Source organism: Algibacter luteus, from assembly GCF_030344935.1.
GTDB lineage: Bacteria > Bacteroidota > Bacteroidia > Flavobacteriales > Flavobacteriaceae > Arenitalea > Arenitalea lutea.
This window is the reverse complement of record NZ_CP128313.1, coordinates 775,688-793,120: the sequence shown is the minus strand read 5'-3', so window position 1 is coordinate 793,120 and position 17,433 is coordinate 775,688. Positions and strand designations below refer to the sequence as shown.

The following is a 17,433-nucleotide window of genomic DNA, read 5'->3' as shown; positions in this document are numbered from 1 at the left end:
GTTTTTTGTTATTGTAAAATTAATGCAGTTATATGTTTTTCATGAATAGTTTGTTATTCATAATACATACTATATTATCCAATTAATATAAAATTATATTATAATTGAATATTATTTGTGTAATTTTAATTTCTAGTAAATTGAATTTAATGAAAGTATTACCATTTAAAATACCGAAACCTGAAGAAGATGCTCTTATTTATCAGGTTGATTATGGCACTACGTTTTACGATAAATTGCATCAGCATAAAGAGATTCAAATTAGTTTTATTGTTGAAGGCAAAGGCACCTTAGTTGTTGGAGATTCAATAAATGAGTATGCTAAAAATGATGTATTTATTATTGGCAGTCATATTCCGCATGTGTTTAAAAGTGATTTGCATAAAACCGTACCATCGCACATGATATCCTTGTTTTTTACTAAAGAATCGTTTGGAACAGACTTCTTTAATCTTTTGGAATTAAAAGCTTTACAATCTTTTTTTAAACGTGCTAAACATGGTTTTAAAGTTTCTAGCAATCTAAAAAGATTGAAAGATATATTTTTTCAGCTTGAAAAGGAAAGTAAGTTTAACAGGTTTTTGACACTGCTTCAAATTTTAAAAATTACCGCAAAATCTCAAGGAAGAAGTTTGTCAGCTTTTATTTATGATAAAACGTATTCGGATAACGAAGGAGAACGCATGCGCGCTATTTTTGAATATACCATGAATAATTTTAGAGAAGAAATAACGTTAAATCAAATTTCGAATGTAGCGAACATGACTAAAAATGCCTTTTGTAAATATTTTAAAAAGCGAACTAATAAAACCTACATTCTGTTTTTAAACGAGTTGAGAATAGAGCACGCTTGTCGTATATTACAAGCTAAAGACGAACAAACGATTACGGAAATTGCAGAACAGGTTGGGTTTAACAACATGTCTAATTTCAACCGGCAATTTAAAGCTTTAAAAAGCTGTAATCCCTCGGAATTTAAAAAGATTTCTTATTAAATTTTCTTGACGTATTCTGTAATAATTACAATTTGTTGAGCGCTAACTTTACCTTCAATGTATTTATCGTTTTCATGATCTAAACGAATGTTTCTAACTGCAGTACCTTGTTTTGCCACCATACTCGAACCTTTTACTTTAAGATCTTTTACAAGTACAACACTATCACCATTTTCAAGTATAACACCGTTAATGTCTCGATGGATAATTTTTTCGCTTTCGTCTTTGTCTTCTCCAGTTGCTCTTGCTAATGCTAAAGCTTCATCATCTAAATACATCATATCTAGCAAATCTTTTGGCCAACCTTCGTTACGAAGTCTTTGAAGCATTCTCCACGCCATAATTTGAACCGCTACATGTTCGTTCCACATACTATCATTTAAACAACGCCAATGGTTTGGATCCATATCTTGGTCGCCATTAATTTGACCCAAACAGGTTTTACAAACCAACACATCGTTATCCACATTTTCATTTAAAGATGGTGGAATGGTGTACTGCTTTAATTCTTCGGTAGAAGTACATAATTCGCAGGTATTATTACTTCTTTCTTGTAAAGTTTGAAGAACACTCATAAGTAGTTAGATAAATTTTTGCAATGATAAGATTAAATGCAAAGTTGAACAAATTCTAGCCATAACAATAAAAAAAGGATGCGAAAGCATCCTTTTTAATCATTAAAGTCAATTTATTTTATTTTCGAAGTTCTGGAACTACACTATAAACCGCATCACCATGAACTCCCGTAAAGTATTTCCCTCCTTTTTCGTCCATTTTTTTTCTAGCTGCTTCGTCTTTCCAGTGTGCATTATAGAGTTCACCATTTTTGTCGAACATTTTATCCATATCTGATAATGAATCTAAAAAATAAGCTTCTATAAATTCACGTCCGTCAGCTCCATAGGCATGGGACATAGGATAATAACCTTTAATGTATTCGTTTTTATGAGTTACATTTTCAACGTATTCTTTAAAGGTTTCATTAAACTCGGCATTGGAACCATCTTTTGGAAAGTTGAAATGACTAGTACGTACATAAACGATACTACCATCTTTCACTTCGTTTACAGCTTTAGCGTTGGCCATAGTGGCATAAATTTCATCGGAATGCATCGATGTATAATAAGCATTTTGCTTATCAAAAAAAGCTTTTCTAGCATCTTCATCAGCCCAAGCTTCTTTCGCTAACTCTCCATTTCTTTTAGAGGCTAAATCAATAGCGTTCCAACTTGGAAATGCCTGCACATACACTAACTCGGTATTATCCGGTGTGATACTGTGCAAGTAAAAACCAGCAGACATAATATGCTCGTTCTTTTTAGTTACTTTATCCATGTATTCTTTTTCAGTGGCTTTCCATTCGTCCTTATTAAAATCTTCGATATCCATATTCCAATGTAAAGTAGTCATTACGACATACTGTGGTCCTTTTGGGGCTTCATCTTGTGCAGAAATTGTAATTGTACTAAACAGCAATATTGCAGCAGCAAACGCTGTAAAAAATCGATTGGTTGTTTTCATAATCTGTTAAAAATTAAAGTTAATATTATTGATTAAAATAAATTCTACTTTAAGATTTTGAGGCGGTAATGATTATGCTACGAAATGTAAATAGGGAATTGAGAGAACCTAAATATACAACAAAAAATAATTGATTATTAGATAATTACAAATTAATTATTGCTTCAATTGATCTCTTAGTTTTTTAGGCATGCCTTTTACAACCATATCGTAAGAATGATTTATTAAGTCTAAAATTAACTGAGGTTGTAATTCGCCTTCGTGCAGATATAACGTATTCCAGTGCTTTTTGCTCATGTGAAATCCAGGACGGATACTATTATGCGAGGCTCTAAGTTCTTCAGAATACTCCGGGTCCGCTTTTAAATTTATGGCAGCTTCACCACTTTCCCACTTCTTTAAAGAAATGAGCGCAAACATCTTACCTAATACTTTAAAAACTAAAGTGTCCTCGTCAAACGGGAAATCTTCGCTAGTTCCCTTTTTACTCAAGCAAAAGTCGCGAATTTGTTCAATATTCATTATTGAAGTTTTTTAGTGCTTGTCGAATCTATTTCTAAAGCTGTATAATCCAGTTTCCACCCTATTGTTTCAACTATAGTTTCAATAAGCAATATAGTTTCTAAGGCTTCTTTTTGAGCAACTTCTATAAGACCACTTTCCGGAATTTTATCCTGAATATGTTGTTTTGCCTCTTTATGTAGCCCTGTTAAATCCCTTGCTTCAAACCTATTAAAATAACCTTCGGTTTTATCATAATAATTGAGGTTGGTTTCTATTGAAAGAACTTCAGGTTGCGGAAAGTGCTTTAATATAATTTTCTTTTTATCATTATCTGCCTGTAATTCAATCTTAGATAAATCATATCCTACATGTGCTTTAGCATTGATAACAACGAGTGCTTTTTTTCGGCTAGATAGGAGTTTTAAGAAACGTTCTTTAACGTCCTCATAATGGTAAATTTCGGCAAAATCGCCTTCAACTGTGATAAATTTACATACTTTCTTAATCTTATCTAAAAGTATCGTAGACTGCGAATTTACCAGTTGTTTTTTCTTGATAGATTTTATAATGGTAACCACACCTAAGGTTACTAAAATCGTAATGATAACAGCTAAAAACATTTCCATTTAACTCAATACTTTATATAAAACAGGTTTACTTGGTGCTGCATCATTTTCAAATGGTGCTACTTGTAAATTCAAGAAATACTCGCCATCTTCTATTTGATTTGACACGTAAATTAACTCGGTGATTGTGGCATCCATACGTAGTTTACCAGTAGTATTCCAAAATGCATTGTGTCCTAATAATTCACACTCATCTTTTTCTTTGTCAATACTTGGTAAATCTATAAGTAAATGTTTAATGCCTTTATTTACTAAGAATTTTACAGCATCTTCTTTTAAATACGGCCAATTGGTATTTGAATATTGACGCGATAATTTACTTTTTGTATTTGGGATAGTTCTTAAGATAACAGCATCTCGCTTTTTATTCCCTAAAGCGAATTGAATTTGTTTTTGTGAAATAACGCTATCGCCATTTTCCTGTTCTGGCGCAACAGTAATGACTTCAGCTAGGAAAAAAAATGTCTTTAAATTTTGATTTATGGAGTGCACCTCTTCTGTAATATGCCCTACACATTCGGTGTGTGTACCGTGTGCATGTGGATTAAAATGAATGTTATTAAAATTAATACATGCACCATCTTTTACAGAAGCTATCCATTCGTCATCCTTTACGGGTTCTATAATAGGAGCATCGACATACCATGCATTCACATTATCTTTTGACGACTTAAGTGGCATGGAAATATCTAATGGCTGTGATAAATCTATTTGTAATTTTCTAGAATTGTATTGTATTGTTGCAATCAAATTAAATTAATTTTAAAAAGGTTTGAAGCGATTCCATCACTTAAAAATTTACCTTTTTTTGTAGTTAATAAATTGTCTTCTTCAATATACAATAATTGTTCCTTAATATAAATTTCTGCCTGCTGTAAAAGGTGATTTTTATAAGTTATACCAAAATTTTCCTCAACCTTTTCAAGTGAAACACCCCAAATGGTACGCAGACCTGTCATGATGTATTCATTAAACTTATCTGTTTTTGAGAGTATTTCTACTTCTGATGGCAACTCATTTAATTGAATGGATTTTATGTACTTTGTATTATTAGACACGTTCCAACTTCGTTGGTCACCGTTAAAAGAATGTGCTGATGGACCTATACCTAGATAAGGTTTCCCTTGCCAATATGCAGAATTGTTTTTGCTAAAATAATTTGATTTCCCAAAGTTGGAAAGCTCATAATTTACAAACCCATTTGCTTCTAACTTATCAACAAGAATATTGAATTGTTCTTGAGCCAAATCATCATCAACATTATCAATTAATCCTTTTTTTATGAAAGATTCTAAAGCAGTTTTTGGTTCAACTGTAAGAGCATAACATGAAATATGAGGAATGTTAAATGCGAGAACGGTATCAATGTTTTCAATCCACTCGTTATTTGTTAAACCCGGAATTCCATAAATTAAATCGACAGATATATTATCAAAATACTTGGTTGCTAATGTCAAACAATCTTTAGCTTCATGTGCATTATGTGCACGATTCATCAATTTTAAATCGCGCTCGAAAAACGATTGAATGCCTATTGACAATCGGTTTATTCCGATGGATTTATATTCTTCAAAAATAGTTTTTGATTGCCCCTGAACTGTTATTAAATCATCTGGGTTTGCTTCTAAAGTTATTTCTGGATTCTCAACTACTGTATAGTTTTTGAAAACAGAATCAATCAACAATTTAAGTTCATTAATTGATAAAAGACTTGGTGTTCCTCCACCAAAATAAATAGTTTCAACGCTAATATTTTTTAATTCACCTTTTCTTAATACCAGTTCTTGAATAAGTGCTTGAAGAAGTTCGTCTTTCTTTTTTAAAGATGTCGAAAAATGAAAATCACAATAATGGCAAGCTTGCTTGCAAAATGGGATATGAATGTAGATTCCGGCCATTATTTTTTAACTCTATCTTCATTCTGCTTAACAAAGGCATTCCATCCGGAGTAACTCTTACCTACTTCAATTCTTCCCGAATTATAAAAATGACAAACCGCTGCCGCTAAACCATCAGTAGCATCTAAATTCTTTGGTAAGGTTTTTAACCCTAATAAACTTTGAAGCATTTTTGCCACTTGCTCTTTACTGGCATTACCATTTCCTGTAATAGCCATTTTTATTTTTTTTGGTAAATATTCTGTAATAGGTATTTCTCTGCTTAATCCGGCTGCCATGGCAACGCCTTGTGCTCTCCCCAACTTTAACATACTTTGTACATTCTTTCCATAAAAAGGCGCTTCAATAGCTATTTCATCGGGGTTATGAGTGTCAATAAGTTCTATGGTGCGTTCAAAAATGAGTTTTAACTTTAAATAATGGTCGTCGTACTTTTTTAAATCCAATTCATTAAGCTGCATAAATTGCATGGTCTTACCTACCACTTTTATGAGTCCGAAACCCATAATAGTTGTTCCTGGATCTATACCCAATATAATTTTTTCTTTAGTCATTTTCGCAATAATAGCAACCACTCAACGAAATAGATGCGCCAATGGTTATGGTTAATAAATCTCCGTTAAACGAGCCAAAACCATTCGATTCCGGGTTAAAATTATCACTAAATCCTTTTATGTATGAGGCGTCAATATAAATAGAAAGTTTATCGGAAATGCCATAATGGACCTCAAGACCTCCCATAACATTTAAATACGACAGATTATTATCTCCGTAATTCCCTAAAGGCTTCACCATAGAAAACCCTGGTCCAGCATGAATAAAAGTGCCTATTTTATTTGAAATATTAAAAATACTCGACCCATCAAAAACTACTTGTAAATTGATTCGAGAATAATTCACTTTGAACTCGGGCGTGTTGTTTAAGTTTGAAAATCGGTTAAAGCCAAAATCTAATTTAGCTCCAAATGGCGACTTAAACATATATTGTAGACCCAAATTAATAGTCGGAAAATTAATAGTATTCGCTTCAAAATCGCTAACAAATCCATTGGTTGAAGGGTTATTTACTCCCAAAGCAAATTGTGCTTTAACTTTTCTCGTGTCACTTTGAGAAAAACTTGAAAAACTGTAAAACAGAAACATGAAAACAAACCAAAAATGGCGATTCAATTTAAAATCTAAGGTCATGTGGTAATATTAATTTAATTTGCAACACCAATGATATACGCGTTACCATACAAAACTAAACAATTCTTTTTTGTGCTAATCAAATTAAGCATTGTAGTTGGAGCATTTTATTTTATCTACCAAAAATTAGCAACGAACAATCATTTAAGTTTTTCCGAATTTATTCAACTTTTAAGCAAAAACAACACGTTTTCGGTAAAAAACATCATTTTTTTACTGATTTTTAGCTTTTTTAATTGGTTTTTTGAAATTCTAAAATGGAAAACTCTAGTTAGTTATGTGATGCCCATCCAATTTAAAAATGCGATTCAGCAAAGTTTAGGCTCTTTAACTGCCTCGCTTTTTACACCTAACCGAATTGGTGAATATGGTGCTAAAGCTATTTACTTCACTTCAAACTTAAGAAAACGAATTCTGCTCGTAAACCTAATGAGTAATTTGCTCCAGATGAGTATCACCTTGTTACTTGGTATCATCGGATTTTACTATTATATCTCAAAATATAATCCGGACATTAATTATTTCCGAATATCAAAATTCATAGTGTTAGTTGTTATTGCCGTTATTCTATTCAGCTTCGGTATAACTTCAGATAAATTTAAAATAAAAGGGTTTTCAATTGATAAAATCAAGCATTTTGTTTTTAGATATCCTAAAACTAAATTATTAGCCGGATTTCTATTGTCATTACTTAGGTATTTAATTTTCTCATTTCAATTCTACGTTCTGTTGCAGATTTTTCATGTTGAATTAAATTATATAGGCGCTATGACCATTATTACGTCCATGTATCTATTAGCATCAATAGTACCTACTATTTTTATTTTTGATGTGGTTATAAAAGGAAGTGTGGCGGTTTATTTATTTTCGCTGGCAGGAATTAACGAAATAGTTATACTTGCAATCATTACTCTCATGTGGATATTGAACTTTGTACTCCCAAGTATTATTGGAAGTTATTACGTGCTTCGTTTTAAACTACCTAAAACCAAAAGTGAACAATGATTTTAATTTTTACAATTATAACCATCATTTACCTTATTCTAATTGGAAGCTTTGTTTTTGGTTTTAATAAAATACCAGAGTACAAACCACAAAACCTTGCGAAACAGACGAAGTTTTCAATTTTAATTCCGTTTAGAAATGAAGCCGATAATTTGCAAAATTTAATCGATTCCATTATTAAATTAGACTATCCATCAGAATTATTCGAAGTTATTTTTATTGATGATGCTTCAGAAGATTCGTCTGTTGAAATTATAAAAAGTGGATTCATCTTTACGCAATCAGAGCATGGTGTTCAAATCAATTTTAAAATTATTTCCAACGAAAGATTAACCAATTCACCTAAAAAAGATGCGATATCTTCTGCAATACAAAAAGCTCAATATGACTGGATAATTACCACCGATGCCGACTGCCAAGTGCCAAAACTTTGGTTACATAGTTTCAACGATTTTATTCAAAACCATAGTCCGCGTTTTATCGCTGCACCTGTTATTTATGACGATAATAGCTCGTTTTTAAATCGCTTTCAAATACTGGACATGTTAAGTTTACAAGGCGCCACAATTGGCGGTTTCGGACTAAATAATCCTTTTTTGTGCAACGGTGCTAATTTGGCGTATAAAAAAGAGACATTTCTTGCAGTAAACGGTTTTAATGGCAATACCGACATTGCTAGCGGCGACGATATTTTTCTTCTCGAAAAAATAGTGAAGACATACCCTAAACAAACACACTATCTAAAATGTAAAAACGCCATAGTAACAACCCAACCTCAACCTACATGGAACGATTTAAAAGCCCAACGATTGAGATGGGCAGCAAAAACTACCGCATATAACAATTGGTTTGGAAAACTCACAGGCTTAATCGTTTTACTGATGAATGCGTCAGTTTTAGTAGGTTTAATATTTTCACTTCTAAAAATTATAAGTTTCAAATCATTCTTTTATGTATTGTTTATCAAGTTTAGCATCGATTTTTATTTAATTTATAAATCGGCTGTCTTTTTCAATCAAAAACACCTGCTTATAACATATATTTTCGGCTTTGTTTTATATCCTTTTTTTAGTGTTTATATTGCCGTTTTATCGGGCTTTAAAGGCTATAAATGGAAAGGGCGACATTTTAAAAAATAATTTTAGTAGTTTTATCTCTTATGGATTTATTCAACAAAACTTCAAACCCCGCATTTACCAATCACTTTTTTGGAGGTAAAAGCGCCTCACAAAAAACAATGACGGTTACTGGAATTTTCATTAAATCTATGCTTTCCATTACTATAATAGTTATTATTTCTATTGGCATGTGGAAACTTCATGCTACCGGAGCACCCATAAAATGGTATTCTTTAGGCGGTATGTTAGCGGCTATAATTATAAGTATAGTTATTTCCGTGCGCCAGCATTGGGCACATATTTTAGTACCCATGTATGCCATCGCCAAAGGCTTTTTTCTAGGCGCCATGACAGTTTATGCACATGCCCAATTTCCTAATTTACCATATCAAGCCATCGGTATTACCATCATTACGTTTATTGTAATGCTAGTACTTTATCAAACCCGAATTATCGTAGTTACTAAAAAACTTAGAAGCGTGATAATCACAGCAGCAGCTAGTATTTTCGTAATCTATATTATCTCATGGATTTTAAGTTTTTTCGGCATAAAAGTATTCATTTGGGGTACCTCATGGCCAGCCATAATATTCAATATACTCGCTGCCATATTCGCGTCATTATCGCTTTTACTCGACTTCGATTATATTGAGCGCCATAAAAACAAATCGCCCAAATACAAAGAATGGCTCGCTACCTGGGGGCTTCTCGTTACATTGGTTTGGTTGTATATGGAAGTGCTAAGGCTCATGCGAAAACTAGCTATTAAGTTTTAAATTTTTATGGCGTTACCCAAAGGGTCGGGCTTTACAATTCAAGTCCTCGCTCGTACCTCGCTGTGGGCTTTCCTTTGCAATCCCTAACGCAGCTTCAATTTGTGGCCCTAGCACATTTTAGAGTGCTTTTAATTCACTTGAATAACCACAGGAATTTTAAATTCGGTAGTCACTTGTTGTCCACGCTTTATTGCAGGAAATAATTTGGGTAAACTATCTAAACTATTTTCAAGTAAATCTTTAATATTTGGAATTTCTTGAAGTGTGAGGGAATCAATTTTAGCATGTATTAAAGCCAACTCACCTTTTTGAGATACTCTAAATTTGAGCATCAAGGTATCATGAATATCTTCAGAAACTACAATACGCTCCGCTTCTAAAAAATTGGCAATAGTTGTCGTTATCGTTTGTTGAAAACAACGAGTTTTTTCAGCTTTAGTTTCAGAAGAATCGCAAGCAGAAAAATTTGGATATTCGTCCACATCATTCCAATTAAAAGTTTGTAATTCTTCATTCAGAATAGCTTCAGAAGATGTTTTTTTTACATTAAAATATTCACACGAAGTGCATGATAAAATGACTATTAAAACTAGGAGGTTCCTCATGGATTGCAACTGAAACCGAAAAATACAATTTTTTTAGATTTTATATACTCAAAAAAACAAAAACCGAAGATTAGTCTTCGGTTTTTGGGCTTATTCAAATATGTCTAACTTTTTATTGTTTAGGCTTATTCTCAGCAATTTCAAATATTATAGGTAAAGAATAGGGCACATTAACTTTTTTACCTTGATGTTCACCTGGTGTAAATTTAGGCAGTGTATTAATAACACGTATAGCTTCGGCCTCTAAACCAGGGTGTGGTGCTCTGGACCGAACATCTACAATATCACCCGTATTACTTATTTTAAAAATCACATTTATACGTTGTCTACCTGTTAATTTTAGGCTATCTGCTAATTTGGTATTAAAATTATTATTAACATGCATTGAAATGTTTTTAGACATACATTTCTTTTGTTCATTTGCTGGTAAATTTTCACAACCTGGAAATACGGGTGGCTGATCTATAATTGCAAAAGGGATATCTACATACTTAATTACATCCGCAAAAAACGGATCGTTAAAACCATCATCACTTGTTAAAACCAGTAAACTTTTAAGTGCAACATCTTCGCCTTCGCTAATATGTCCTTGTACCTGAATTTGTTCAAAAACAGCAACTATCTTCCCTACTAATTCAGACTCTGTTTTTTGGGAAGTATAAGCAGTAACCTCATCTAACAATGCCTGATTAAATTCTCTGCCTTTAGCTGTATTCAATAACAACCTTAAGCCTTTCTCTTCATGGTCGTTCAAGTTACCTTGCTTTTGAATTTGGTTTTTTAAAGCCTTAATTTTTTTGATTAATGGCGTTTCATTTTTAAGTTCTTGATGAACACTAACGCTAACCTCTTTGTTGTTAGTAGCATCAAGACAAGAAGTATAAATTAACATTCCAAAAACAATTGGAACAATTAAAACATACTTAAATAAGCTAACCTGTTTTGATTTTGTTTTTTGTAACATAATGATTCGTTTTTTGATTAATGATTTTTTAAAAAATGGATTGATGAATGAAATATTTCTAGTCTCAAATACTTGCGATAACAAGTTTTGATAATACGCGTTTTTACTTTGACTTTTTACTGCCTGTGCATCGGCTATATATTCATGTAACGACATGATTCTATTTTGGTACATGTATACCAACGGATTAAACCAAAACAGAATTCGTAACAGTTCAAAAAACAATAAATCTAAAGTATGTTTTTGTTTTACATGTACTAATTCGTGCTTTAAAACTGCCGCTCGTTCTTCTTTCTTAAGTAGCTCACCTAAAAATATATAGTTGAAAAACGAAAAGGCCATGTTGCTTCTTAACAAGCTAACAACATAAAAATTGCTTTCAAGATGTTTCGGATTATTTTTAAGTAAAAACAGAATCTTACTAAGTTTAACTAAAAATAAAATAAAGGCAACAAATAATCCTAGATAAAAAATAAACTCCCAAGTAACAAAGGATTTTTCTTGTGTTGCAAATTGTGTTAATTCTGTAATTGGTAATTCTGATGGTGTTGAATTTCCAATAATAATTTCTGGTAAATTGATGATGTATTCTTTGGATATAATATGTTTAAAACTACTTATCTTAATAAATGGTAAAATCAGAGAAAGTAAGGCGGTTACCAGTAAATATACCCTGTTCCAATTAAAAAACGTTTCTTTTTTAAGAAAAACATCAAACACAATTATAAAGAATAATTGAAAAGCAACTATTTGTATGATATAATTTAACATGCTTACGATTCTTTTTTGTTGATTTCATTTAAAACCGACTCTAAGTCCTTTACATTCATATCATTTTTCTTCACAAAAAACGACACCATACTTTTAAAAGAACCTTGAAAATAATTATCTACCAATTTATTTATTGATTGGTTGCTGTAATCTTGTTTCGCAATAAGCGGAAAATACACATGCCCTTTACCTTTCTTTTCGTAATCAACGAAACCCTTACTTTCTAAAATTCTAACAATTGTTGAAACTGTGTTATACGCTGGTTTTGGCTCAGGAAATTCTTCAATAATGGCTTTTACATTGGCCTTTTTTAGTTGCCAAAGTATTTGCATAATATCTTCTTCTGCTTTTGTAAGTTGCTTCATAATTCTAACCTATTAAATTATTCAACTAAACTTTTAGTTACACAAATATAACTAAAAAATTAGTTTAAACTAATGTTTTAGTTTAAAATGTAACAATTGGCATGATTTTTAGTCTAACTTAATGAATAACTTAAACTTTTTTAATGGATATTATTTTAATTATCATTGCTGCCCTTTTAATGTTTTTAGGAATTATAGGCAGTTTTATACCCGTATTGCCTGGACCACTCACTAGTTGGGTTGGTCTGTTGGTACTTCATTTTACAGATGCCATTCCTATAGATCAATCGTTTTTAATAATTACTTTGATTATTGCTTTATTTATTTGGCTGCTAGATTATATTATTCCTGCCTTAGGCACAAAACGATTTGGCGGTACTAGATACGGTATGATTGGCACGACGATTGGACTTATTGTTGGTCTTATAGCTCCTATTCCTGGTGGTATCATTATCGGTCCGTTTATAGGTGCTTTAGTTGGTGAATTAATTAATAAAAGTGATTCTAGAACTGCAACAAAAGCAGCTTTTGGCTCTTTTATTGGGTTCTTAACTTCAACTTTTATAAAGTTTGTTGTTGCCGTCATATACCTTGGCCTGTACATTGGTATTCTATGGGACTATAAAGATGCTTTATTTCACTTATAAAAAGAAGAAACCCTGTGGGTCTCTCACCTCCACAGGGTTTTGTAAATTGCTATTATCAACAAAAAAATTGAGGGATTAATTAATTTTTTTGAAGTGTTGATATTCAAATCTAAACATAACTATTGTTTTCGAACTGCGGGAAACCCACAGCAACTTTACGGACTCTTCGTAGTTTTGAGGTATAGCAAGGGTTTCGAGCCAAAAAAAAAAGTGATTTTTTTTAATAAAAATCACTTTTTTTTACTTTCTGTAGTACTTACTACACAAATCCTTTTTTTCTAGCCTCATTTAATAGGGTTTCATCTTGCCCATCGTTAACATCAAAAATCTCTCTGAGCTGTTTTTTTCTTTTTTCAATGGCACTTAATGAAATATCTAAATGCGTAGCTAAATTTTTTGTTTTCACACCTTGTGATAACAGATATAAAATCTTTCTGTTTTTATCGTCTATTACAATATCACTTGTAATTGTTTTTCTAATATGGCTGTTAACGGTTCCACTATAAAATGGAGGGTTATTTAAAACAGCTTGAAAAGCACTTGCAAGTTCACTAGAAGTAAGATCGCTTTTAATCATGAATCCCTCCGGATCAATAGTTTTAATGATATTGTGAATTCTAAAGGATTCATTAAACATGGTTAAAATAATAATTTTAGCTTTTGGCAATATTTTTCGAGCATACTCAGCTAAATCTTCACCAGAACTCATAGATCCATCGGTTGATGGTGGCAAGCTTATATCAACAAACAACACATTATATGGTCTTTCATTTTTAATAGATTTATCCATATAAAGCACGGCTTCATCACAATTATTAGCAATGTCGATTTCTAATTCTTGATTGTCCTTTTTTGTAAAGAGTAAAGTATTTTGATAACCTTCAATAATCATGGGATGGTCATCAATCATAAGTATCTTTATTTTTTCTGACATAATTAGTTTTTAGGGAATGGGAACTTCAATATTTACCGTTGTTCCAACTTCAATTTGAGATGTTATTTGTAAACTTCCGTTAATTTCTTTTATTCTAGAATTCATGTTTTTTAACCCAATGCCTGATTTTGCTTTGTTTAAATCAAAACCAGAACCATCATCTTCAATCATCAAGCAAATTACATTATTTTTTAATTGAAAACTAATTTTTACCTGTGATGCTTGGGCATGTTTATATATGTTGTGGAGTGTTTCTTGAATTATTCTGTAAATATGTATTTTCTTTTTATTACTTACAGAATCCCAATTGATATCATCATTATGTTCTAATTTAAAATCGAGTTGATAAGCAATGGCTTGGGTTTCTATTAATGTTTTTATAATATCTATAAATCCAGATCCCGAAACAAAATCGGTATTTAACTCATGAGACACTTTTCTTATATCGTCTTCAATGGTTTTGAGTTTGTCTATGTATTGACTTCTTGTTTTAATAGCCTCATCACTATTACTCATATTTAAACTATCTAAACTTAAACGTGTTCCAAATAATCGACCGAGAACACCATCGTGTAGTTCTTCAGATATTCTTTTTTTCTCCATGGTTCTGGCCTCCTCAATACTTTCGTTTTGCGATAACATGAGATTATAAATCTCTTCGTTTGTTTCTTGTTGTTTTTGAATAAATTGTAATTCTTTATTTTTTATGCGTTGCGTAATTACCAGGTATAGTAGAAAGGACGATAGTATTACAATTACAGATATAATAAAAAGCCAAAATCGTTCTTTCGTAATTTTTATATTTTCTTGTTCAATTTGATTGGTTTCAAAACGAATTCTGGTAAACTTATTTCTAATAGCACGTTCACTTTTTTGCAAACTATCGTTGAGTTTAATGTATGCTTTTAAATGTTTTGCAGATTCCTCCCCTTTTTCAATAGTTGATAAAAGAAGTAATGAATTAAGTAAGTCATCATTATGATATTGCTCCGCAATTTCTTTAGCCCTATAAGCGTAATATTTTGCAGAATCGGCATTTGCCTTTTCAAAGAAATATTCTGCTAAATGTTGATTAATTATTATTGAATTATACCCGTTAGGGTTTACACTATCTGTTATTTTTAGAGCTTTGAAATATAATTCTGGTAATTCTGAAAGCTGTTTAGAGAGGTATAAGGTATGTGCATAATTATCAAGAATTAATGCGTAAATATCCGGTCTCTCATTAAACAAATTATTATTTTCTAAAATTTCTTCATATGTCTTAAGCGCTAATTTATAATCGCCTTTATTTTTATAGGAAAAACCTAGATTATTCATTGAATTAATAATGGTACTGGTATTATCACCCTTTAGAAGTTTTTTCAAGTTCAGAGACTTTTTATAATACTCAATAGATTCTTCATACTGCCCAAGCTGACCTAAAACTAACCCCAAATTGTTATAAATAAACGATTTGTACTTTCTTACTTCATTAGTTTCGATTAAACCCTCTAACAATGATATGGCTCTAATTGATGTTAACTCACTGCCCGTTAAATCTTTTTCATTTTTTTGGATTACAGCAATACCATATAGCGTGCGTGCTAATTGAAGTTTTTCACCAAGTTTTTCGTAATATTTCTCGGCTTTATGATAATAGTAATAAGAGCTATCTGCCAAGTAACTGTATCGGTAATGTTCTCCTATTGTAAAATTAGCATTTGCAATGGTAAGCGAATCTTTTGTATTAGATTTTAGAACATTCTGAGTAATGGAATCAATAGCTTTTATTCTGGTTTCCGATTGACCATTGGAATAAAAGAAGCAAGGCAAGAGAATTAATAAAGAAAATAAAGATTTCAAAAAAATGAATTTGCTATTTCATCAAATGTATTTATAATTTTCGAATTAGCGCAAAAAAAAGCCCTTCACTATGAAGTGAAGGGCTTTAAATATTATTTTGTAAATCTTAGTCATCTATTCCACCACCAGTATAAGAAACTACTTCATTATCTGGAGTTACTTGGATATCATCTTCGGTTAAGTCCTGCTTAGTACAAGAAGTTAAAGAGACAAAAAATAATGCTAAAATTAGTGTAATTTTTAGGGTTTTCATATGTATTCAAATTTTAAGGTTATACAGTTTTCTAAATTTTTTAAATAAAAAATGTTACTAAGACTTTAAAAAATTAAAATCTTGGTAAGAGGGAAAAATGGATAATTAACTTAAAATCGATTACAATAAATGCAGTACGACTTTATTACTTTTTTAATGAGGGAATTTGACTTAAACAGTCAAAGTGTGGATTAATGATTCTTAACTGTACTTAGGGATATTCGTGGGTCGCACAATTAAGGACTGCTAAAATAATAGAACATGTAAGATGTATCGATTACTTTTTCGATGAAATGTAAAATATTCGACGAAATGCATACTTTTTTATCGACGAAATGCAAATCCAATTAATTCTGTATGTATTCGGTTACAGTGTAGACTCGTTTTTTACCAAAGTTGTTTTTACAATTTTAGTTTTTACATCTTCAGTAGAGCCAGTATTTTGAATTCTTTTAATTAATAATTCTGCAGCAATTGCACCAATATCTTTAGCATGTTGCCGAATAGTAGTTAATTTTGGCATAGCTAAATCCGACTCAGATTTACTAGCAAACCCAATTATTGAAAGCTGTTTTGGAACTTTTAATCCTAAATTTACAGCAGTATTTATAGCAATAATGCTCGAAGAAGTATCGGCTGCTATAATTCCATCAATGTTTTTATTCTTCTTAAAAAGGGATTTTATCTCTTGTTGATGATCATCCTCCTTTTTAATTTTTATAACTGTAGGCTGGAGATTACTATTTTCAATTATGGCCTTATTATATCCATGCTCTCTAAGCTTTCCTACACTTAAGTCGTATATATTACTGATAAACACAATATGCTTTCGACCTTCTTCTATTAAGCTTTTGGTAGCATTGTAGGTAGAATCAAAATCGTCTACAATTACTTTATCGCATAACACATCGTGTGCAACCCTATCAAACATAACTATAGGTAAACCTTGTGTAATAGTATTTCTAAAATGCTCAACTTCATTTTTTATTTGAGATTCCTCAGCTACCGATAAAATAAAACCATCAACACTTCCATTAGCTAACAATTGTAAACTTTCCTTTTCTTTGGTTAATGATTCGTTAGAAATACAAGTAATAATATTGTAGCCGTGTTTAGAAGCTTCGCGTTCGATACCAAAAAGTACTTTGGCTAAAAATCTATTAAGAATGTTAGGAATAATAACGCCTATAGTTTTTGTTTTATTATTTTTTAAACTTAAGGCAACTTTATTAGGTCTATAATTATACAATTGGGCAAGTTCTTTAACCCGTCTAACAGTTTCCTCACCAATTTCTTCGCTATTGTTTAATGCTTTTGAAACTGTGGATATTGATACGTTTAATTCTTTTGCTAATTGCTTTAAAGTAACCATTCTTATAACTCGTTATTTAAATTAATGCAATTTACAAAATAACTTA

20 protein-coding genes are annotated in these 17,433 nt (G+C 31.4%); 5 read left to right on the top strand and 15 right to left on the bottom strand.

What is annotated here, in order from left to right; all coding sequences use genetic code 11:
• Positions 1–149: 149 nt before the first annotated feature.
• Positions 150–995 carry an AraC family transcriptional regulator gene (locus O5O44_RS03420; RefSeq protein WP_289195738.1) on the top strand — a complete coding sequence of 282 codons (846 nt, stop codon included), beginning with the start codon at positions 150–152 and terminating at the stop codon, positions 993–995.
• Here the strand turns inward: O5O44_RS03420 and O5O44_RS03415 are convergent.
• The 8 genes from O5O44_RS03415 to O5O44_RS03380 all read right to left on the bottom strand — a co-directional run bounded on the left by O5O44_RS03415 (position 992) and on the right by O5O44_RS03380 (position 6,732).
• On the bottom strand, positions 992–1,570 hold the full coding sequence (locus O5O44_RS03415; RefSeq protein WP_289195737.1) for a PhnA domain-containing protein: 579 nt from the start codon (positions 1,568–1,570) through the stop codon (positions 992–994). The two genes, O5O44_RS03420 and O5O44_RS03415, sit on opposite strands and share 4 nt — an antisense overlap.
• 118 nt (positions 1,571–1,688) lie before the next feature.
• Positions 1,689–2,516, bottom strand: a complete 828-nt coding sequence (locus tag O5O44_RS03410) for a hypothetical protein (protein WP_289195736.1) — start codon at positions 2,514–2,516, stop codon at positions 1,689–1,691.
• Positions 2,517–2,672: 156 nt separating this feature from the next.
• Positions 2,673–3,038: an MmcQ/YjbR family DNA-binding protein gene (locus tag O5O44_RS03405; RefSeq protein ID WP_019386129.1), complete on the bottom strand. Its 366-nt coding sequence runs from the start codon at positions 3,036–3,038 to the stop codon at positions 2,673–2,675.
• On the bottom strand, positions 3,038–3,646 hold the full coding sequence (locus O5O44_RS03400; protein WP_289195735.1) for a DUF4230 domain-containing protein: 609 nt from the start codon (positions 3,644–3,646) through the stop codon (positions 3,038–3,040). The genes O5O44_RS03405 and O5O44_RS03400 overlap by 1 nt, the downstream gene beginning before the upstream one ends.
• Positions 3,647–4,396: a cyclase family protein gene (locus O5O44_RS03395; protein ID WP_289195734.1), complete on the bottom strand. Its 750-nt coding sequence runs from the start codon at positions 4,394–4,396 to the stop codon at positions 3,647–3,649.
• Complete coding sequence (hemW, locus tag O5O44_RS03390; RefSeq protein WP_289195733.1) at positions 4,393–5,544, bottom strand: radical SAM family heme chaperone HemW; 1,152 nt, start codon at positions 5,542–5,544, stop codon at positions 4,393–4,395. The genes O5O44_RS03395 and hemW overlap by 4 nt, the downstream gene beginning before the upstream one ends.
• Positions 5,544–6,098, bottom strand: a complete 555-nt coding sequence (ruvC, locus tag O5O44_RS03385) for a crossover junction endodeoxyribonuclease RuvC (RefSeq protein ID WP_019386125.1) — start codon at positions 6,096–6,098, stop codon at positions 5,544–5,546. Before ruvC ends, hemW begins: the two co-directional genes overlap by 1 nt.
• Positions 6,091–6,732 (bottom strand): outer membrane beta-barrel protein, encoded by a 642-nt coding sequence (locus O5O44_RS03380; RefSeq protein WP_289195732.1) that lies wholly within the window; start codon positions 6,730–6,732, stop codon positions 6,091–6,093. The genes ruvC and O5O44_RS03380 overlap by 8 nt, the downstream gene beginning before the upstream one ends.
• A 30-nt stretch (positions 6,733–6,762) precedes the next feature.
• On the opposite strand from O5O44_RS03380, the gene O5O44_RS03375 reads away from it, so the two are divergent.
• From O5O44_RS03375 to O5O44_RS03365, 3 genes are read left to right on the top strand one after another with little or no spacing between them, the layout of a single operon-like run.
• Entirely contained in the window at positions 6,763–7,737 is a 975-nt protein-coding gene (locus tag O5O44_RS03375) for a lysylphosphatidylglycerol synthase domain-containing protein (protein ID WP_434088352.1), read from the top strand.
• A complete protein-coding gene (locus O5O44_RS03370; RefSeq protein ID WP_289195730.1) occupies positions 7,734–8,876 on the top strand; it encodes a glycosyltransferase family 2 protein in 1,143 nt (380 codons plus the stop codon). Before O5O44_RS03375 ends, O5O44_RS03370 begins: the two co-directional genes overlap by 4 nt.
• A 20-nt stretch (positions 8,877–8,896) precedes the next feature.
• Positions 8,897–9,631: a Bax inhibitor-1/YccA family protein gene (locus O5O44_RS03365; protein WP_019386121.1), complete on the top strand. Its 735-nt coding sequence runs from the start codon at positions 8,897–8,899 to the stop codon at positions 9,629–9,631.
• Between the two features lie 128 nt (positions 9,632–9,759).
• Here O5O44_RS03365 and O5O44_RS03360 read toward each other — a convergent pair whose 3' ends face one another.
• The 3 genes from O5O44_RS03360 to O5O44_RS03350 all read right to left on the bottom strand — a co-directional run bounded on the left by O5O44_RS03360 (position 9,760) and on the right by O5O44_RS03350 (position 12,336).
• Complete coding sequence (locus tag O5O44_RS03360; protein ID WP_289195729.1) at positions 9,760–10,236, bottom strand: energy transducer TonB; 477 nt, start codon at positions 10,234–10,236, stop codon at positions 9,760–9,762.
• A gap of 112 nt (positions 10,237–10,348) precedes the next feature.
• Positions 10,349–11,971: a M56 family metallopeptidase gene (locus O5O44_RS03355; RefSeq protein WP_289195728.1), complete on the bottom strand. Its 1,623-nt coding sequence runs from the start codon at positions 11,969–11,971 to the stop codon at positions 10,349–10,351.
• Between the two features lie 2 nt (positions 11,972–11,973).
• The gene (locus tag O5O44_RS03350; RefSeq protein ID WP_289195727.1) at positions 11,974–12,336 is read right to left on the bottom strand and encodes a BlaI/MecI/CopY family transcriptional regulator; all 363 of its coding nucleotides are present in this window, start codon (positions 12,334–12,336) and stop codon (positions 11,974–11,976) included.
• 143 nt (positions 12,337–12,479) lie between these two features.
• Between O5O44_RS03350 and O5O44_RS03345 the strand changes: the two genes are divergently transcribed.
• Complete coding sequence (locus O5O44_RS03345) at positions 12,480–12,983, top strand: DUF456 domain-containing protein (RefSeq protein WP_289195726.1); 504 nt, start codon at positions 12,480–12,482, stop codon at positions 12,981–12,983.
• Between the two features lie 259 nt (positions 12,984–13,242).
• On the opposite strand, the gene O5O44_RS03340 is transcribed toward O5O44_RS03345, so the two are convergent.
• The 4 genes from O5O44_RS03340 to O5O44_RS03325 all read right to left on the bottom strand — a co-directional run bounded on the left by O5O44_RS03340 (position 13,243) and on the right by O5O44_RS03325 (position 17,387).
• Entirely contained in the window at positions 13,243–13,917 is a 675-nt protein-coding gene (locus O5O44_RS03340; protein ID WP_019386115.1) for a response regulator, read from the bottom strand.
• Between the two features lie 9 nt (positions 13,918–13,926).
• Positions 13,927–15,762, bottom strand: coding sequence for a tetratricopeptide repeat-containing sensor histidine kinase (locus O5O44_RS03335; protein WP_289195725.1), 1,836 nt, complete (start codon positions 15,760–15,762; stop codon positions 13,927–13,929).
• 106 nt (positions 15,763–15,868) lie between these two features.
• Positions 15,869–16,015 (bottom strand): hypothetical protein, encoded by a 147-nt coding sequence (locus O5O44_RS03330; protein ID WP_289195724.1) that lies wholly within the window; start codon positions 16,013–16,015, stop codon positions 15,869–15,871.
• A 367-nt stretch (positions 16,016–16,382) separates the two neighbouring features.
• The gene (locus O5O44_RS03325; protein WP_289195723.1) at positions 16,383–17,387 is read right to left on the bottom strand and encodes a LacI family DNA-binding transcriptional regulator; all 1,005 of its coding nucleotides are present in this window, start codon (positions 17,385–17,387) and stop codon (positions 16,383–16,385) included.
• Positions 17,388–17,433: the final 46 nt, after the last annotated feature.